The following is a 15354-nucleotide window of genomic DNA, read 5'->3' as shown; positions in this document are numbered from 1 at the left end:
CACCCTGCGGCGCTCCCGGCTCGGCGCGCTCATCGGGCACCCACCCCCGCCGCGATCCCCCAACGGGCGAGCGCGGCGTCCAGATCGGTGGCCGCGCGGGCGCGCAGGGGCGTGCGGCTCAGCCGGGGCGCCGCGGCGGGCTGCGGCCCGTCGGGACGCGGCACCAGGGTCCCCCGCGCGGCGAGGTGCGCGTCACCCGGCGCCTCCGCCAGGCCGAGCACCGGCGTGACGCACGCGTCCCGGCCGGCGAAGACCTCGGTCCACTCCGCCCGGGTGCGACGGGCGAAGCGCGCGGCGAGCACCTGCTTGGTCTCCGGCCAGCGCTCCCGGTCCCACTGCGCGGGCAGGCTCCCCTGGTCCACGTCGAGCCCCTCGAGCAGCCGGGCCCAGAACTGCGGCTCGATGCTGCCGACGGCCATGTACCCGCCGTCCGCGGTGGCGTAGACGTCGTAGAAGGGAGCGCCGGAGTCGATGTCGTTCGTGCCCGGCTCCCCCGACCAGCGGCCCTGCGCGGCTCGGCTCCAGATGCCGGTCATGAGCAGGCTGACCCCGTCGACCATGGCGGCGTCGACGACCTGCCCGCGACCGCTGGTCCGGCGCTCCAGCAGCGCGGCGAGGACGCCGAAGGCCAGCAGCATGCCCCCGCCGCCGTAGTCCCCGACGAGGTTGAGCGGTGGGACCGGCGCCTCGCCCCGGCGCGCGATGGAGCGCAGCGCACCGGTCAGCGCGAGGTAGTTGATGTCGTGCCCGGCCTCCCGCGCCCGCGGACCGTCCTGGCCCCAGCCCGTCATCCGGCCGTAGACCAGGGCCGGGTTCTCCGCCAGGCACTGCTCCGGTCCGAGCCCGAGGCGTTCCATCACCCCCGGGCGGAACCCCTCGACCACGACGTCCGCCCGGCGGACGAGGTCGAGCGCGACGTCCCGGCCGGTGGCCGTCTTGAGGTCCAGCCCCATCAGGGGCCGGCCCCGGGTGAGCGCGCCCCCGTCGACCGGCCCGGTGGGGCGGTCGACGCGGATCACGTCGGCACCGGCGTCGGCCAGCAGCATGGCGGCGAAGGGTCCCGGCCCGAGGCCGGCGAACTCCACGACGCGCAGGCCGGCGAGCGGGCCGGACGGGTGGTCGTCCCTGTCGGTGGTGGTCATGGTGAGCTCCTCATGCCGCGTAGGGGTCGCCGATGCTGCGGCCGCCGCAGACCACGAGCACCTGGCCGGTGACGTACGGGGCGTCGGCGAGGTGGGCGACGGTGCCCGCCACGTCCTCGGGGCGCCCCGCACGGCCGACCGGGATCGCGTCGAGCGTCCGGCGCCGGACCTCCGGCGGCAGGTCGTCGGTCATCGGGGTCTCGACGAACCCGGGCGCGACCGCGTTGACGGTGACGCCGGCCGGGCCCAGCTCCAGCGCGAGCGAGCGGGTCGCGCCGACGAGGCCGCCCTTGGCCGTCGAGTAGGCGCTCGACCCGAAGGTGCCCAGCCACGCCCGCGACGTGACGTGGACCACCGAGCCCCGTCCGCGCTCGGCCAGGGGACCGGCCAGGAGCCGCGTCAGGGCGAGCGGCCCGATCAGGTTGATCTCCAGGAGCCGCCGGAAGACGGCGGGGTCGAGCCGGCCGATCCGCGCGTCGCGCAGCACCCCCGCGCAGTTCACCAGGACGTCGACGCCGCCGAGGGCGGCGCACCGCGCGGCGACGTCGCGCCGCGAGGCCGGGTCGGTCACGTCGAGCGCCGCGGGGTGCAGGTCGCCGTCGGTGGTGCCGACCACGGCGTCCACCGCCGTCGCATCCAGGTCGGCGACGACGACGCGGGCGCCCTCGGCCGCGAGTCGGGCGCAGATGCCGCGGCCGATCCCGCCGGCCCCGCCGGTGACCAGCGCGGTCCTGCCCTCGAGCCTCACGGTCGCAGCCTCCCCAGGTCGGTGCCGGCGGTCAGGTAGGTCTCCTGACCGGTCACGGCCTCGCCGCCGGGGCCGAGCAGCGCGGCGAGGTGCCCGGCGAGGGCGGCCTCCGCGGGCCGGGCGGCGTCGAGCGCGACGACGTTGACGGTGATCCCGTCGCGGGCGAGTTCGATCGCGAGCGTCCGGGCCAGCGACAGCACGCCGCCGGCCACGGCCGCGGCGGCACCGAGCCCCGCCGCGCCCATCAGCGGGGCGTGCGGCAGGACGACGACCAGCCGGCCCCCGCCCCGCAGCGCCGGCAGCGCGCGCTGCACCGCGGCCAGGACGGCGTCGAGCGCGTCACCGACATCGGTGGCGAGCCGCTCGTCGGTGAGCTCGGCCAGCGGCGCGGGGTCCGGGACGCGGGGGACGACGCACGCGGCGGGCTCGACGGGGGGCGCGGTGGAGCGGAGCGCGGCGGAGACCGCGGAGCGGAGCGCGCCGTCGCCGAGGACCTCGACGCGCGGCACGGCCGGTGCGGCGCTCATCGGGCCATCACCACCGTCGTCACCGAGCCGCCGTCGGTCCCGTTGACGGTGCCGCCCTTGCAGTAGGCGAGCCCGGTGCGCGCGCCCTCGACCTGCCGGCCGCCCGCGGTGCCGCGCAGCTGCCAGGTGAGCTCGCAGACCTGCGCCGCGCCGGTGGCCCCGACCGGGTGCCCGCGGGAGAGCAGGCCGCCGCTGGGGTTCACGGGCAGCCGCCCGCCCAGTGAGGTCCGCCCGTCGGCGGTCCACGCCGCACCCTGCCCGCGGGGGACGAGACCGAGCCCCTCCATGCGAACGATCTCGGCGATGGTGAAGCAGTCGTGCATCTCGACCAGGTCGACGTCGGCGGGGCCGACCCCGGAGAGCTTCCAGGCCTCCTCCCCCGCGCGGTGGGACACGTCCTCGGCGTTGAGGTCGCCGGTGCCGGTCTGGACCGCGCCGCTGACCAGCCCGACCGCGAGCACGCGCGGCACCGGGCCCTCGATCCCGAGCCGCCGCAGCCCGGCCGGGCTGCAGAGCAGGACCGCGGCCGCGCCGTCGGAGATCGGGCTGCAGTCGAGCAGCCCCAGGGGTTCGGCGATCGGCCGGGCCGCGAGGACCTCGTGCAGGGCGACCGGCCGCTGGTACTGGGCGTAGGGGTTGTGGACGGAGTGCGCGTGGTTCTTCACGGCCACCGCCGCGATCTGCTCGCGCGTGGCCCCGTGGTCGGCCATGTAGCGGCGGGCGCTCATGGCGTGGCCGGCGGCCATCACGTAGCCGACGGCGGCGTCGAGGTCGCCGGGGTCGGGCCGGACGCCTCCCGAGACGCGGTCGGTCATCTTCTCGACGCCGATCACCAGGACGACGTCGTGCAGCCCCGCGGCGAGCGCGACCCAGGCCTCGCGGACCGCGGTCGCACCGCTGGCGCAGTAGTTCTCGTGGTTGGAGACCGGCCTGCCGTCGAGCCCGAGCTGGGCCGCGATGCGCTGGCCCGCCACGGGTCCGCCGAAGACGTGCCCGACGTGCAGGGCGTCGACGGCCCCGAGGTCGGCACCGGCGTCGGCGAGGGCCGACCGGGCCGCACCGACCGCCATCCGCTCGAGGGTGACCTCGGCGGGGTACCTGCCGAACCGCACCATGCCGACCCCGGCGACGTGCGCGGGTGCGAGGCTCATCGCGCCACCTCCGCGGCCGCAGTGAACCGGTGGCCGAGCAGCACGGTGCCGTCCTCGGCGGTGCCGAACGGGGCGAGCTCGAGCGTGACGGGCATGTCGAGGACGACCTCCTCCGGTGCGACGCCGACCACGCGCGCCATGAGGCGCACGTCGTCGGCCGGCAGGTCGACCTGGGCGAGCACGTAGGGGACCTCGACCCCGGGCGGGGCCTGGCGCACGACGGTGAACGAGTGCACCCGGCCCTCGACGCCCAGCTCGGTCTCGACGAGGCCGTCGCCCGCGCGGCAGCGCGGGCAGAACGTGCGGGACGGGAACGCCGTCGTCCCGCACGCCGGGCAGTGCGAGCCCAGGAGCCGGGGCGGGTCGAGGCGCAGCAGGCCGTCCCGGAACGGCCGGGCGCGGGCAGCGGTCTGGGGTGGGGACACCAGGGCCTCCTGGGGCGGTGGGAAGGTCGAGCAACGAGTCCCAAGGTAGATACTTGATACAATCTGCGCAACCTGCGAGAGTGGTCGGGGCCACCACCAGCACGACCATCACGCGTTCGCATCCGGCGCCGCGCTGATTGGATCAAAGATACGAAGGGACACCGATGACCCTCTCCGTTGCCGATCCCCCCGTCTCCTCGGCGGTCGCCGCACGTCTGGCCCTCCCGCCGCACGTGTTCGTCGACGGCCGGGCCGAGCAGCCGCTGAGCGGGGACGCCCTTCCGGTCCTCGACCCCGCCACCGGGCGCGCGCTGGGAACCGCCGCGGACGCCGGACCCGCGGACGTCGCCCGCGCGGTCGCCGCGGCCTCGCGCGCCGGTGATCCGGCCGGCCAGTGGCGCCGCACGACCCCGATCGAGCGCGGCCGCGTGCTGCACCGCATCGGGGACGCGATCCTCGCCCGCGCCGCGGAGTTCGCCGAGCTCGAGGTCCTCGACGCCGGGAAGCTGCTCGGGGCCGCACGGGCCATCGACGTGGACTTCGCCGCACGGGCCTTCCACTACTACGCCGGCTGGCCCACCAAGATCGTCGGTTCCACCGTGCCGGTCTCGCACCCCGGCGTCCACGTGCGCACCGAGAAGGACCCGGTCGGCGTGGTCGGTGCGATCACCGCGTGGAACTTCCCGCTCCTGCTCTGCGGGTGGAAGCTCGCACCCGCGCTCGCCGCGGGCTGCACCGTCGTGCTCAAACCGTCCGAGGAGACCCCGCACTCGGCGCTCTGGCTCGCCGAGCTGGCCCTCGAGGCGGGCCTGCCGCCCGGCGTGCTCAACGTCGTGCCGGGCCGCGGCGACACCGCCGGACGGGCGCTCGTCGAGCACCCGGGCGTCGACAAGATCTCCTTCACCGGCTCGACCGCGGTCGGCACGGACATCGCACGGCGGGCCGCCCACCACCTCACGCGCGTGACCCTCGAGCTCGGCGGCAAGAGCGCGAACATCGTCTTCCCGGACGCGGACCTCGACGCGGCGGTCGAGGGCTCGGCGGGCGGCATCTTCTGGCACGCGGGCCAGACGTGCAGCGCCCCGTCGCGGCTGTTCGTGCACCGGTCGGTGCACGACGAGGTCGTCGAGCGGCTGCGGGCCGTCGCCTCGGGCCTGCGGCCCGGTCACGGCCTCGACGCCACCACCGAGCTCGGCCCGCTGGTCAACGCCCGGCAGCGGGAGCGGGTGGCCGGGCACGTGCGGCGCGCGGGCGAGCAGGGCGCGGTCGTCCACGTGGGGGCCGACGTCCCGGACGACGGCTTCTTCCACCCGGCGACCATCCTGTCCGGCGCGCGGGACGACATGGCGTGCGCGCGCGAGGAGATCTTCGGCCCGGTCCTGACCGTGCTGCCGTTCGACGACACCGACGAGGTCCTGCGCCGCGCGGACGCCAGCGAGTACGGCCTCGCCGCCGGCCTGTGGACCCGCAGCGTCGACACCGCCCACCGCGCCACGAAGGCACTGCGCGCCGGGACCGTCTACGTCAACGGCTGGGGCCTGACCGACCCGGCCGCCCCCTTCGGCGGCTTCCGCCACTCCGGCTACGGCCGGGACCTCGGCCCCGACGCGCTCGAGGGCTACCTCGAGACCAAGTCCGTCTGGACCTTCCACGCCTGACCAGCGCCGACCCATCGCGAGGAGACACCGTGAAGACCCGTGCCGCCGTCCTGACCGGACCCCACCGGCCCTTCGAGATCCGTGAGCTCGAGCTCGACGAGCCGGGGCCCCACGAGGTGCTGCTGAAGATGTCCGCCGCCGGCCTGTGCCACTCCGACCTGCACATCGTGGACGGCGACAACGTCGTGCGCTTCCCCATCGTCGGCGGGCACGAGGCCGCCGGTGTCGTGGAGCGGGTGGGGCCGGGGGTCACCCGCGTGGCGCCCGGCGACCACGTCGTGTGCAGCTTCACCCCCGCCTGCGGCGTCTGCCGCTACTGCTCGACCGGCCGGCAGAACCTCTGCAACTCCGGCGCCACCATCCTCGAGGGCTCGATGCCCGACGGCACCTTCCGCATGCGCGACGAGGAGCTGGGCGAGATCGGCGCCTTCTGCATGCTGGGCGCGTTCTCCGAGTACTCGACCGTCTCCGAGCTGTCCTGCGTGAAGGTCGACGACTGGCTGCCGCTGGACCGGGCCGTGCTGGTCGGCTGCGGCGTCCCGACCGGCTGGGGCAGCGCCGTCAACGCGGGCGCCGTGCAGCCGGGCGACACGACCGTGGTCTACGGCCTCGGGGGGGTGGGCATGAACGCGGTGCAGGGGGCCGCCCACGCCGGCGCCAAGTACGTCATCGGCGTGGACCCCGTGCCGTTCAAGCGCGAGACGGCGCTGCGGTTCGGCGCCACGCACGTCTTCGCCACCGCCGAGGAGGCGGCCGCCACCGTCACGGAGCTGACCTGGGGCGAGGGCGCCGACCAGGCGATCTGCGTGGTCGGCGTGATGACCGAGGAGGTGATCACCGATGCCTTCAACGTGATCGGGAAGGGCAGCACGGTCGTGGTCACCGGGGTGTCCAACCCGGCCAACCTCACCGTGCACGTCTCCGGCTCCGACATGGTGTTCAACCAGAAGACGATCAAGGGAACGCTGTTCGGCTCGTCCAACCCGCAGTACGACATCGTGAAGATGCTGCGGCTCTACGACGCCGGTCGGCTCAGGCTCGACGAGCTGGTCACCGCCCGCTACACGCTCGACCAGATCAACGACGGGTACCAGGACCTCCGCGACGGCGTGATCATCCGCGGGGTCATCGACTACAGCAAGTGACCGCCGGCGGGGCCGGCCGGTCCGGCCCCGCCCTCCGCACGCCCGAACCAGCCACGGAGGCCGAGATGGACCCCGCCCCGCACGACGCACCCCCGGACGGACCGCAGGAAGGGAGGCCGGCGCCTGCGGCACCCCCCCGCGCGCGACGCGCCCGCCTCGCCGCCGCGTCCTTCGCCGGATCGACCCTGGAGTACTACGACTTCTTCATCTACGGCACCGCCTCGGCGCTCGTGCTCGGGCCGCTGTTCTTCCCGGGCACCAGCCCGCTGGCCGGCACGCTGCTCTCCTTCGCGACCTTCGCGGTCGGGTTCCTGGCGCGTCCCGTCGGCGCGGTCCTGTTCGGCGCGCTCGGCGACCGCCTGGGACGGCGCACGTCGATGATCTGGTCGATCGCGGTCATGGGCGTCACCACGTTCCTGATCGGGTGCCTGCCGACCTACGAGACCCTCGGCGCGGCGGCGCCGCTGCTGCTGGTCGTCCTCCGGCTCCTCCAGGGCGTCGCCCTCGGCGGCGAGTGGGGTGGCGCCAGCCTCATGATGGTCGAGCACGCCCCCGCCCACCGGCGCGGCCTCTACGGCAGCGTCGTGCAGATGGGCGTTCCCGGCGGGCTCATCCTGTCGGCGCTCGCGATGAACGCCAGCCAGGCGTTCTCCGGCCCCGCCTTCGCGGCGTGGGGCTGGCGGCTGCCGTTCCTGTTCAGCGTCGTCCTGCTGGGGGTGTCGCTGTACATCCGGCTGCACCTGGAGGAGACGCCCGTCTTCACCGCCATGCAGCGCACGCACCGCACCGTGCGGGCGCCGCTGCGCGACCTCGTCCGCACCCAGTGGCGCGACATCGGCCTCGCGATGGGCGTCGTCGCGCCGGGCGCCGTGCTGTTCTTCCTGGTGAGCACGTACGCGGTCTCCTACGGCACGAGCATCGTGGGCATGGACGGGTCGACCGTCCTCACCGCCCTGCTGGTCGCCTCGGTCGTCTACACCGTCACGATCCCGCTGGCGGGGTGGCTCAGCGACGTCGTGTCCCGTCGGGCCGTCCTCCTCGCGGGGTGCCTCGCGGCCGCCCCGTCGGGGTTCCTGCTGTTCGGGCTGCTGGGCACCGGCGACTTCCCGGGGGTGGTGGTCGGGATGACCGTCGCGCTGGCGGTCGCCCACGCCGCGCTGCAGGCGCCGCAGCCCGCGCTGTTCGCCTCGCGCTTCGACGCCCGGGTGCGCTTCAGCGGCGTCGCGCTCAGCCAGAGCCTCGCCACCAGCCTGCTGTCCGGGCCCGCACCGATCCTCGCCGCCCTGTTCTTCGCCTGGGTCGGGTCGTCCTGGCTGATCAGCGCCTACGTCGCGGTGTGGGCGGCCGTCGGTGCGGTCGCGGTGGTCGTGCTCTGCCGGCGGCCCGACGTCACCGGCGGGGAGGCCGTTCCCGACGCCCCGGCCGCACAGGAGTCCCTGCCGACCGTCGCCGGCAGGGAGTGAGCACCCAGCCGGGTGTCAGCGCTCGTCCACCACCCGGCGGGCCTTGAAGGTGGTCTCCGGCAGCGTCCCGGGCTCCAGCAGCTCCACCGGGACGCGGATGGCGACGGTCCGCTTGAGCGCCTCCTCCGTCCGCCGGACGAGGTCGGCGCGGCGGGCGTCGCCCTCCCCCGGCGCGGCGGCGGCGAGCTCGGCGCGCGCGGTGTGGCCGAGCTCGGCCTGCACGCACAGCTCGTCGAGCGCGCCGACCCGGCGGACCAGGATGCGGAACTCCGGGCCGAGCTCGTGGACGCTGCGCAGGGCCGTCTCGATCGCGCTGGGGAACACGTTGGCGCCCCGGATGAGCAGCATGTCGTCGAGGCGGCCGAGGATGCCCTCGGGCAGGCGGGGGTAGGTGCGGCCGCACGGGCACGGGTCGGTGGCGAGGTAGGTCTCGTCGCCGGGGGCGAAGCGGATCATCGGCTGGGAGTCGCGCCAGAGGTGGGTGTAGACGACCGCGCCCCGCTGCCCGACCGGGACCGGCGCGTTCGGGTCGCCCGCGTCGACGACCTCGGTGTACACCTCGTCGGTGAACAGGTGCGTCCCCGTGCCCTCGGTGCAGGCGACGCTGGTCTGGAACGGGTACATCTCCGAGGTCGACCCGGCGTCGGCCGCGGTGGCGCCCCAGCCCTCCTCGATGATCGTGCGGGTGCCGGGCAGGCTGCCGCCCGGCTCGCCCCCGACGAGCAGGTGGCGGACGGTGTTCTCCCGCAGGTCGATGCCCATGCGCTCGGCGACCGACAGCAGGTGGATGCAGTAGGACGGGGTGGCGCTGAAGATCGTCGAGCCCAGGCGGGCGATCAGCTCCAGGTGCTTCTCGGAGTCGGTGACGCCCAGCGGGAACAGCGTCGCCCCGATCCGCTCGGCGCCCTGCACCACGCCCCAGCCGCCGAAGAACAGGCCGAACGGGAACCCGACCTGCACGATGTCGTCGGGCCGCACGCCCGCGCACCACTGGGCCATGGCGTGCACGTCGCCCGCGCGCTCCCAGTCGGTGCGCGAGACCGCGTACATCGTCGGGACGCCCGAGGTGCCCGACGAGCCGTGGATCCGCGCGATCTCCCCCGGCGGCACCGCCCGGCTGTAGCTGCCGAACGGCGGGTGCTCCTGCTGGTCGGCGACCAGCATCTTCTTGGTGATCACCGGGACCTTCGTCGTGAAGTCCTCGACCGCGCGCACCTGGTCGGGGTGGAACCCGTGCGCGTCGTAGAGCCGGCGGTAGAACGGCAGCTCGGCGTAGGCGTAGCGGAGCTGGTGCTGCATCCGCTCCAGGATCACCCGGTCGCGCTGCGCGGGCGCGAGGGTCTCCCGCTCCTCGTCCCAGTAGCGGGGGTAGCCCCGCGGCCCTGCCGTGCTGCCCATGCGTTCCTCGTTCCTCGTGCCGGTTCCGCGTGCGTCAGGGGCGGGTGACGAGGCCCTGCGCCTCGGCGACGTCCCAGTAGGAGTGCAGCCCTCGCACGTGCTGGCCGCCGTCGACGGGCACGAAGTGGCCCGTGATCCGCCCGGCGGCCGGCGAGAGGAGCCACAGGGCGACGTCGGCGACGTCGGAGGCCTCCTGGTGCCGCGGCGGGGCGACCAGCGTGCGGTCGAGGAACTCCTGCCCGATCCGACCCACCGTGAACCCGGCGCCGAGCGGGGTGTTGACGGTGCCCGGGCCGATCGAGTTGGTCCGGATGCCATGGCGGCCCAGCTCCCCGGCGCAGACCTGGGTGAACTGCATGATCCCGGCCTTCGCCGCGCAGTAGTGGCCCAGGCCGTCGGTGGCGGCGACGGCGTTGAGCGAGGCGATGTTGACGATCGCGCCCCCCTCACCCGCCGCGACGGCCTGCCGCGCGAACGCTCTCGTACAGAGGAATGTGCCCTTGAGGCAGGTGTCGACGATCAGGTCCCAGTCGTCCTCGGAGGTGTCGACGACGAGCGAGAGCGACGCCGTGCCCGCGTTGTTGACGAGGTGGCGCACCGTGCCGAAGCGCTCGGCGGCGAGCGCGAAGGCCGCCTCGACGTCGGCGGCGACGGCCACCGACCCCTCGTACCAGGCCAGGCGGTCGCCCCCGTCCAGCTCCTTCGTCGCCGACTCGATGTTCGCCGCCGAGACCTCCAGCGAGACGACGTTGGCGCCGCCCGCGAGCAGCGCGGCCGCGATCGCCTTGCCGATCCCGCTGCCCGCTCCGGTCACGACCGCCGTCTGTCCGGACAGGTCCGTCATCCGGCGCTCCCCTTCGCGTTCCAGCCCCCGTCGACGGGCATCGACTGGCCCGTGCAGAAGCTCGCGTCGTCGGAGAACAGGAACGCGGCCGCGGCCGCGATGTCCTCCGCCCGGCCCAGGCGCGGGATCATGTGCGCCGCCACGAAGTTCTCCCGCATGCTGTCGGTGATGCCCGCCAGGATGGGGGTGTCGATCGTGCCGGGGCAGATGCAGTTCACGCGGATCCCGCGCGGGCTGTACTCCATCGCCACCTGCTGGGTCAGGCTGACGACCCCGCCCTTGGCCGCGGAGTAGGCGGCCAGGTTCTCCAGCCCCTTGAGCGCGGCCATCGACCCGATGTTGACGATGCTGCCGCCACCGCCGTCGAGCATCCGCGGGATGGCGGCCTGCATGCCCAGCCAGACGCCCCGGAGGTCGGTGCCGATCACGTGGTCCCAGCCGGCGTCGTCGAGGTCGACGACGTTGTCGGGCCCGGGGGTGTTGGTGACGCCGGCGATGTTGCCCAGCAGGTGCAGGCCGCCGAACCCGCCGACGGCCTCGTCGACGAGCCGCTTCCAGTCGCCGCGCTGCCGCACGTCCATCGTGATGTGCACGGCGCGGCCGCCGGCGTCGACGATCTCCCGGGCCGTCGCGTCGTCGTCCTGCAGGTCGCCGACGACGACGGCGGCGCCCTCCGACGCGCACCGCAGCGCCACTGCGCGGCCGATGCCCTGCACGCCGCCGGTGATGACGGCGACCTTGCCCTCGAGCCGGTTCACGCCGCCGCCCTCAGGCGATGCCGAGCGCGACGTTCGCCATGTGCTGGCGCCGGGCCATGCGCTCGCGCGCGGTGAACTGCGGCGTGACGTAGCGGGCGAACAGCTCCAGCGAGCGGTTCCACTTGTCGGTGGTGACCCAGTCTCGGCAGTTGATCAGCAGCGTGCCGAAGCCGCCGGTGGCCTCCTCCAGCTCCTTGACCTGGCGGATGCAGTCGTCCGGGCTGCCGATGATCCACGGGATGTTGTCGACCATCCACTCGAAGGTGAGGTCGGGGTCCTCCATGCCCTCGCCCTTCTTCATGAGGGCACCGAGGCCGAGGCCGAACAGGTAGTCGTAGGAGCGCTTGACGCCCTCGCGGATGTCGCGCATCGCCTGGTTCTTGTCGTCGGTCACGTAGACCTCGCGCACGACGCGCCAGTTGTCGCGGGTGACGGCGGGGTCGATGCCCGACGCCGCGCCGGCCTCCAGCATCGCCCTGCCCATCCCGACCAGGTCGGGGGCGAGGTCGTAGGTGCCGTTGTCGATGGGGGCGAAGTGCACGCTCAGCGGCTTCCAGCCGTTGGCGCCGCACTTGGCGTAGTTGTGCAGGCCGGTCAGGCCGGCGATCGCGAACGGCGGGACGTCCTGGTACGGGCCGACCTGCAGCTGGCGGTTCTCGTACTTCCAGTAGACGCCCTCGTAGGTCACCGGGTCGTCGGACGTGAGGAGCTGCCAGATGATCTCGAGCGCCTCGTTGGTGCGCGGCGCGGCCTCCGACGGCTCCAGGCCGAACAGCGCCTTGTCCGTGGGCAGCCCGCCGCCGCCGAAGCCGTACTCGAGGCGGCCGTGGGTGAGGTGGTCGAGGAACGCGAGGCGCTCGGCCACCATGAACGGGTCCTGGTAGGGCAGGTTGACGACGCCGGTGCCGAGCCGGATCCGGCTGGTGACGGCCGACGCCTTCGCGATCATGTACTCGGGCACCGGCACGTTCTCGTACCCGCCGGTGTGGTGCTCACCGATCCAGAACTCCGAGAAGCCGAGCCGCTCCGCCTCGACGATGGCGGCGATGTCGCGGTCGTAGGACAGCGTCCAGTTCTCGATCGGGGGGTGTTCCGGCATGGTGAAAAACCCGAACTTCATCGGTCGGTCCTCCTGCTGTGAGCGTGTCCGAGTGCAAACCGCGGTTCGGCTACCTGGTGCGGCAACTGTGGCGGCACTCACCTGCGGCTGTCAACCACCGGACGCGTGCTGCCGCCCTTGCGATCGGGGGGACCGTCCGCCACCCTGTGTCCGACCCGTGGTTTGGTAACCGAGCCGATCACCGCCCCTGGAGGAACCGTGACCCAGCCGAGTGCCGCCGACCCGCGGCCCCGCGTGCAGGCGGGCCCCGACGGCCACCGCCGCGTCGCCGGTGCCCGGTGCCGGTCGTGCGCCGAGGTCACCGCGTTCGACTGGCCCCGCTGCCCGGCGTGCCGCGGCGAGGTCGAGCCCGCCGACTTCGGCCCGGAGGGCGTGGTGTGGAGCTCCACGGTCGTGCGGATCCCGGTCCCGGGCCGCGTCCCGCCCTACTCGCTCGCCTACGTCGACCTCGACGACGGCCCCCGCGTCCTGGCCCACGTCGTCGACGGCTCGTGGCCGGCCCCGGACGCGGCGCCGATCGGGGGCCGGGTGCGCCTGGTCCCGCCCTCCCCCGACGGCGACGTCCGCGTCGAGCTGCTCGCGAGCGGGGTGCCCGCGTGAACGCGGTCGCGGTGCACGGCGTCGGCACCTCCCACTTCGGCCGCCAGCCCGGCCGCGACCTCATCGCGCTGGCTGAGGACGCCGTGCGCGAGGCGTTCGCCGACGCCGCCGTCACGGGCGTCGACGCGGTCTGGGTGGGCACCGTCTTCGGCCCCGCCGGCGTGGCGCAGCGCGTGCTGCGGGCGCTGGGCGTCACCGGGATCCCGGTGATCACGGTGGAGAACGCCTGCGCGAGCGGCACGACGGCGTTCCTCGAGGCGCACGAGGCCGTGCGCACCGGCCGCTACGGGCGCGTGCTCGCGCTCGGGCTGGAGCAGATGAGCACGGCGTTCGCCGGGGCCATCACGCCGGAGCCCACCGATCCGGAGGGCCGCTCGGGCCTCGCGCTCCCGGCCCTCTACGCGATGGCCGCCGCCCGCTACCTGCACCTGGGCGCCGTCACGCCCGAGCAGCTCGCCGCGGTGTCGGTGAAGAACCACGCGCACGCCCTGCACAACCCGCGCGCGCAGTACTCCGGGCGCTACACCGTCGACGAGGTGCTCGCCTCCCGCATGATCGCCGACCCGCTGACGGTGCTGCAGTGCTGCCCGACCTCCGACGGCGCCGCGGCCGCCGTGCTCGCCCCGGCCGAGCGCGGCTCGCGCGGGGTGGGCGTCCGCGGGATCGCGCTGCGCACGGGCGCGCCGTGGAACCACCGCTCCCCCCACGTCTGGGGCCACGACGTCGTGCGCGACACCGCCGCCGACGCCTACGCCGCCGCCGGGCTGGCCGCCGCCGGCGACGTCGACCTCGCCGAGGTGCACGACGCCTTCACCATCGGCGAGATCGTCACGACCGAGGCGCTCGGGCTCGTGCCGCCCGGCGACGGCGGGAAGGCCGCCGCGGCCGGCGTCACCGCGCTCGGTGGCGCGCACCCCGTCAACCCGTCGGGCGGGCTGCTCTCCCGCGGCCACCCGCTCGGCGCGACCGGCCTCGCGCAGGTCGCCGAGGTCGTCTGGCAGCTGCGCGGGGAGGCCGGCGGGCGGCAGGTCGAGGGCGCCCGGCTGGGCCTGGTGGAGACGATGGGCGGCGGGGTGTCCGTCCTCGACGGCAACGCCTGCGTCGTCGCCGTCCTGGAGGCCCCGTGAGCGCGTCCGTCGACCTCACCCGCGCCGACCTGCTCGGCGAGGACGCCGTGCGGGACCCCTACCCGCTCCTCGCGGCCCTGCGCGAGCACGACCCGGTGCACTGGAGCGAGCGCTACCGGTCGTGGTTCGTCACCCGCTTCGACGACGTCTCGGCCGCGCTGCGCGACGAGCGCTTCTCCTCCGACCGCATCTCGCCCTACCGCCGCGCGAAGCTGGAGGGTCCCGACGCGGACCCGGGCGTGCGCGCGGCGTTCGGCGTCCTCGAGGACTGGATGGTCTTCAAGGACCCGCCCGACCACACCCGCCTGCGCAAGCTGCTGAGCCGGGCGTTCACCCCGCGCACCGTCGAGCGGATGCGCCCGCGGATCGTCGCGATCACCGACGAGCTCCTCGACGCCGCCACCGCCGACGGCTCGGGGCGCACCGACCTGGTCGCCGACTACGCCTACCCGCTCACGGCGTCGGTGATCGCCGAGATGCTCGGGGTGCCCCGCCAGGACCGCGACCGCTTCAAGGACTGGTCCGACGAGATCACCGGGCTGGTCTTCGGCGGGATGGGCGACGCCGACCGGCACGCCGCCGGGGCCAACGGCATGGCCGAGCTGACGGCCTACCTCGCCGACCTGGTCCGCGCGCACGAGCGCGAGCCCGCCGACGACCTGCTGTCCGCGCTGATCAGCGCCCGCGACGACGACGACGCGCTGAGCCACGACGAGGTCATCTCGACCGGGGTGCTGCTCCTGTTCGCCGGGCACGAGACCACCACCAACCTCATCGGCAACGGCCTGCTGGCCCTGCTGCGCCACCCCGACCAGCGCCGCCTGCTCGACGCCGACCCGTCGCTGGTCGGCGGGACGGTCGAGGAGCTGCTGCGCTATGACGGGCCGGCCAAGACGGTGGCGCGCCTGATGGCGGCCGACGTCGAGCTGCGCGGCCGCACGCTGCGCCGCGGCGACCGCGTGTTCCTGTGCCCGTCCTCGGCCAACCGCGACCCGGCCGTCTTCGACCACCCCGACGACCTCGACGTCACCCGCCGGCAGGGCCGCCAGCTGGGGTTCGGCGTCGGGCTGCACTACTGCCTGGGCGCCCCGTTGGCCCGGCTGGAGGCGTCCGTCGCCATCCCGCGGGCCCTGGAGCGGCTGCCCGGGCTGCGTCCCGACGGCGACGGGCAGCGCTGGCACCCGGTGCTGCTGTCGCGGGGGCTGCGGGAGTTCCCGGTGCGCTTCGACGCCTGAGCGGGCCCCGGGG

15 protein-coding genes are annotated in these 15354 nt (G+C 74.7%); 6 read left to right on the top strand and 9 right to left on the bottom strand.

Going from position 1 to position 15354, the window contains the following annotated elements; translation table 11 throughout:
* Positions 1-29 precede the first annotated feature (29 nt).
* Genes HOP40_RS14275 through HOP40_RS14255 form a run of 5 tightly spaced genes read right to left on the bottom strand, consistent with a single transcriptional unit; the run spans position 30 to position 3993 of the window.
* A complete protein-coding gene (locus HOP40_RS14275) occupies positions 30-1142 on the bottom strand; it encodes a CaiB/BaiF CoA transferase family protein (protein ID WP_172158686.1) in 1113 nt (370 codons plus the stop codon).
* Positions 1143-1152: 10 nt separating this feature from the next.
* Positions 1153-1890, bottom strand: a complete 738-nt coding sequence (locus HOP40_RS14270; protein WP_172158684.1) for an SDR family NAD(P)-dependent oxidoreductase — start codon at positions 1888-1890, stop codon at positions 1153-1155.
* Entirely contained in the window at positions 1887-2417 is a 531-nt protein-coding gene (locus HOP40_RS14265; protein ID WP_172158681.1) for an SDR family oxidoreductase, read from the bottom strand. The genes HOP40_RS14270 and HOP40_RS14265 overlap by 4 nt, the downstream gene beginning before the upstream one ends.
* Entirely contained in the window at positions 2414-3568 is a 1155-nt protein-coding gene (locus tag HOP40_RS14260; protein WP_172158679.1) for a thiolase family protein, read from the bottom strand. Before HOP40_RS14260 ends, HOP40_RS14265 begins: the two co-directional genes overlap by 4 nt.
* Positions 3565-3993, bottom strand: coding sequence for a Zn-ribbon domain-containing OB-fold protein (locus HOP40_RS14255; RefSeq protein ID WP_172158676.1), 429 nt, complete (start codon positions 3991-3993; stop codon positions 3565-3567). The genes HOP40_RS14260 and HOP40_RS14255 overlap by 4 nt, the downstream gene beginning before the upstream one ends.
* 164 nt (positions 3994-4157) lie before the next feature.
* Here HOP40_RS14255 and HOP40_RS14250 point away from each other — a divergent pair, with 164 nt between their 5' ends.
* The 3 genes from HOP40_RS14250 (at position 4158) to HOP40_RS14240 (ending at position 8259) form a co-directional block, all read left to right on the top strand.
* Positions 4158-5651, top strand: a complete 1494-nt coding sequence (locus HOP40_RS14250; RefSeq protein ID WP_172158667.1) for an aldehyde dehydrogenase family protein — start codon at positions 4158-4160, stop codon at positions 5649-5651.
* Between the two features lie 29 nt (positions 5652-5680).
* Entirely contained in the window at positions 5681-6796 is a 1116-nt protein-coding gene (locus HOP40_RS14245; RefSeq protein ID WP_172158664.1) for an NDMA-dependent alcohol dehydrogenase, read from the top strand.
* 65 nt (positions 6797-6861) lie between these two features.
* Entirely contained in the window at positions 6862-8259 is a 1398-nt protein-coding gene (locus HOP40_RS14240) for an MFS transporter (RefSeq protein ID WP_172158662.1), read from the top strand.
* Between the two features lie 15 nt (positions 8260-8274).
* Here the strand turns inward: HOP40_RS14240 and HOP40_RS14235 are convergent, their stop codons facing one another.
* From HOP40_RS14235 to HOP40_RS14220, 4 genes are read right to left on the bottom strand one after another with little or no spacing between them, the layout of a single operon-like run.
* On the bottom strand, positions 8275-9657 hold the full coding sequence (locus tag HOP40_RS14235) for a phenylacetate--CoA ligase family protein (protein WP_172158659.1): 1383 nt from the start codon (positions 9655-9657) through the stop codon (positions 8275-8277).
* 34 nt (positions 9658-9691) lie between these two features.
* Positions 9692-10501, bottom strand: coding sequence for an SDR family NAD(P)-dependent oxidoreductase (locus HOP40_RS14230; RefSeq protein ID WP_172158657.1), 810 nt, complete (start codon positions 10499-10501; stop codon positions 9692-9694).
* Positions 10498-11259, bottom strand: coding sequence for an SDR family NAD(P)-dependent oxidoreductase (locus HOP40_RS14225; RefSeq protein ID WP_172158653.1), 762 nt, complete (start codon positions 11257-11259; stop codon positions 10498-10500). Before HOP40_RS14225 ends, HOP40_RS14230 begins: the two co-directional genes overlap by 4 nt.
* 10 nt (positions 11260-11269) lie before the next feature.
* Positions 11270-12379 (bottom strand): LLM class flavin-dependent oxidoreductase, encoded by a 1110-nt coding sequence (locus HOP40_RS14220; RefSeq protein ID WP_172158650.1) that lies wholly within the window; start codon positions 12377-12379, stop codon positions 11270-11272.
* 198 nt (positions 12380-12577) lie between these two features.
* On the opposite strand from HOP40_RS14220, the gene HOP40_RS14215 reads away from it, so the two are divergent.
* From HOP40_RS14215 to HOP40_RS14205, 3 genes are read left to right on the top strand one after another with little or no spacing between them, the layout of a single operon-like run.
* Entirely contained in the window at positions 12578-12979 is a 402-nt protein-coding gene (locus HOP40_RS14215; protein ID WP_172158647.1) for a Zn-ribbon domain-containing OB-fold protein, read from the top strand.
* Positions 12976-14106 (top strand): thiolase family protein, encoded by a 1131-nt coding sequence (locus HOP40_RS14210; protein ID WP_172158638.1) that lies wholly within the window; start codon positions 12976-12978, stop codon positions 14104-14106. The genes HOP40_RS14215 and HOP40_RS14210 overlap by 4 nt, the downstream gene beginning before the upstream one ends.
* Entirely contained in the window at positions 14103-15341 is a 1239-nt protein-coding gene (locus HOP40_RS14205) for a cytochrome P450 (protein WP_172158635.1), read from the top strand. Before HOP40_RS14210 ends, HOP40_RS14205 begins: the two co-directional genes overlap by 4 nt.
* The last annotated feature ends 13 nt before the right edge of the window (positions 15342-15354 follow it).

This window comes from Pseudonocardia broussonetiae, assembly GCF_013155125.1.
Taxonomy (GTDB): domain Bacteria; phylum Actinomycetota; class Actinomycetes; order Mycobacteriales; family Pseudonocardiaceae; genus Pseudonocardia; species Pseudonocardia broussonetiae.
The sequence above is the reverse complement of the archived record's forward strand: the minus strand, read 5'-3'. Positions and strand labels throughout refer to the sequence as shown.

Excerpts from the sequence above, each read along its gene's own strand:
- HOP40_RS14235 (WP_172158659.1), bottom strand. The coding sequence starts at position 9,657 with ATGGGCAGCACGGCAGGGCCGCGGGGCTACCCCCGCTACTGGGACGAG.
- HOP40_RS14265 (WP_172158681.1), bottom strand. The coding sequence starts at position 2,417 with ATGAGCGCCGCACCGGCCGTGCCGCGCGTCGAGGTCCTCGGCGACGGC.
- HOP40_RS14240 (WP_172158662.1), top strand. The coding sequence starts at position 6,862 with ATGGACCCCGCCCCGCACGACGCACCCCCGGACGGACCGCAGGAAGGG.
- HOP40_RS14260 (WP_172158679.1), bottom strand. The coding sequence starts at position 3,568 with ATGAGCCTCGCACCCGCGCACGTCGCCGGGGTCGGCATGGTGCGGTTC.
- HOP40_RS14230 (WP_172158657.1), bottom strand. The coding sequence starts at position 10,501 with ATGACGGACCTGTCCGGACAGACGGCGGTCGTGACCGGAGCGGGCAGC.
- HOP40_RS14220 (WP_172158650.1), bottom strand. The coding sequence starts at position 12,379 with ATGAAGTTCGGGTTTTTCACCATGCCGGAACACCCCCCGATCGAGAAC.
- HOP40_RS14250 (WP_172158667.1), top strand. The coding sequence starts at position 4,158 with ATGACCCTCTCCGTTGCCGATCCCCCCGTCTCCTCGGCGGTCGCCGCA.
- HOP40_RS14275 (WP_172158686.1), bottom strand. The coding sequence starts at position 1,142 with ATGACCACCACCGACAGGGACGACCACCCGTCCGGCCCGCTCGCCGGC.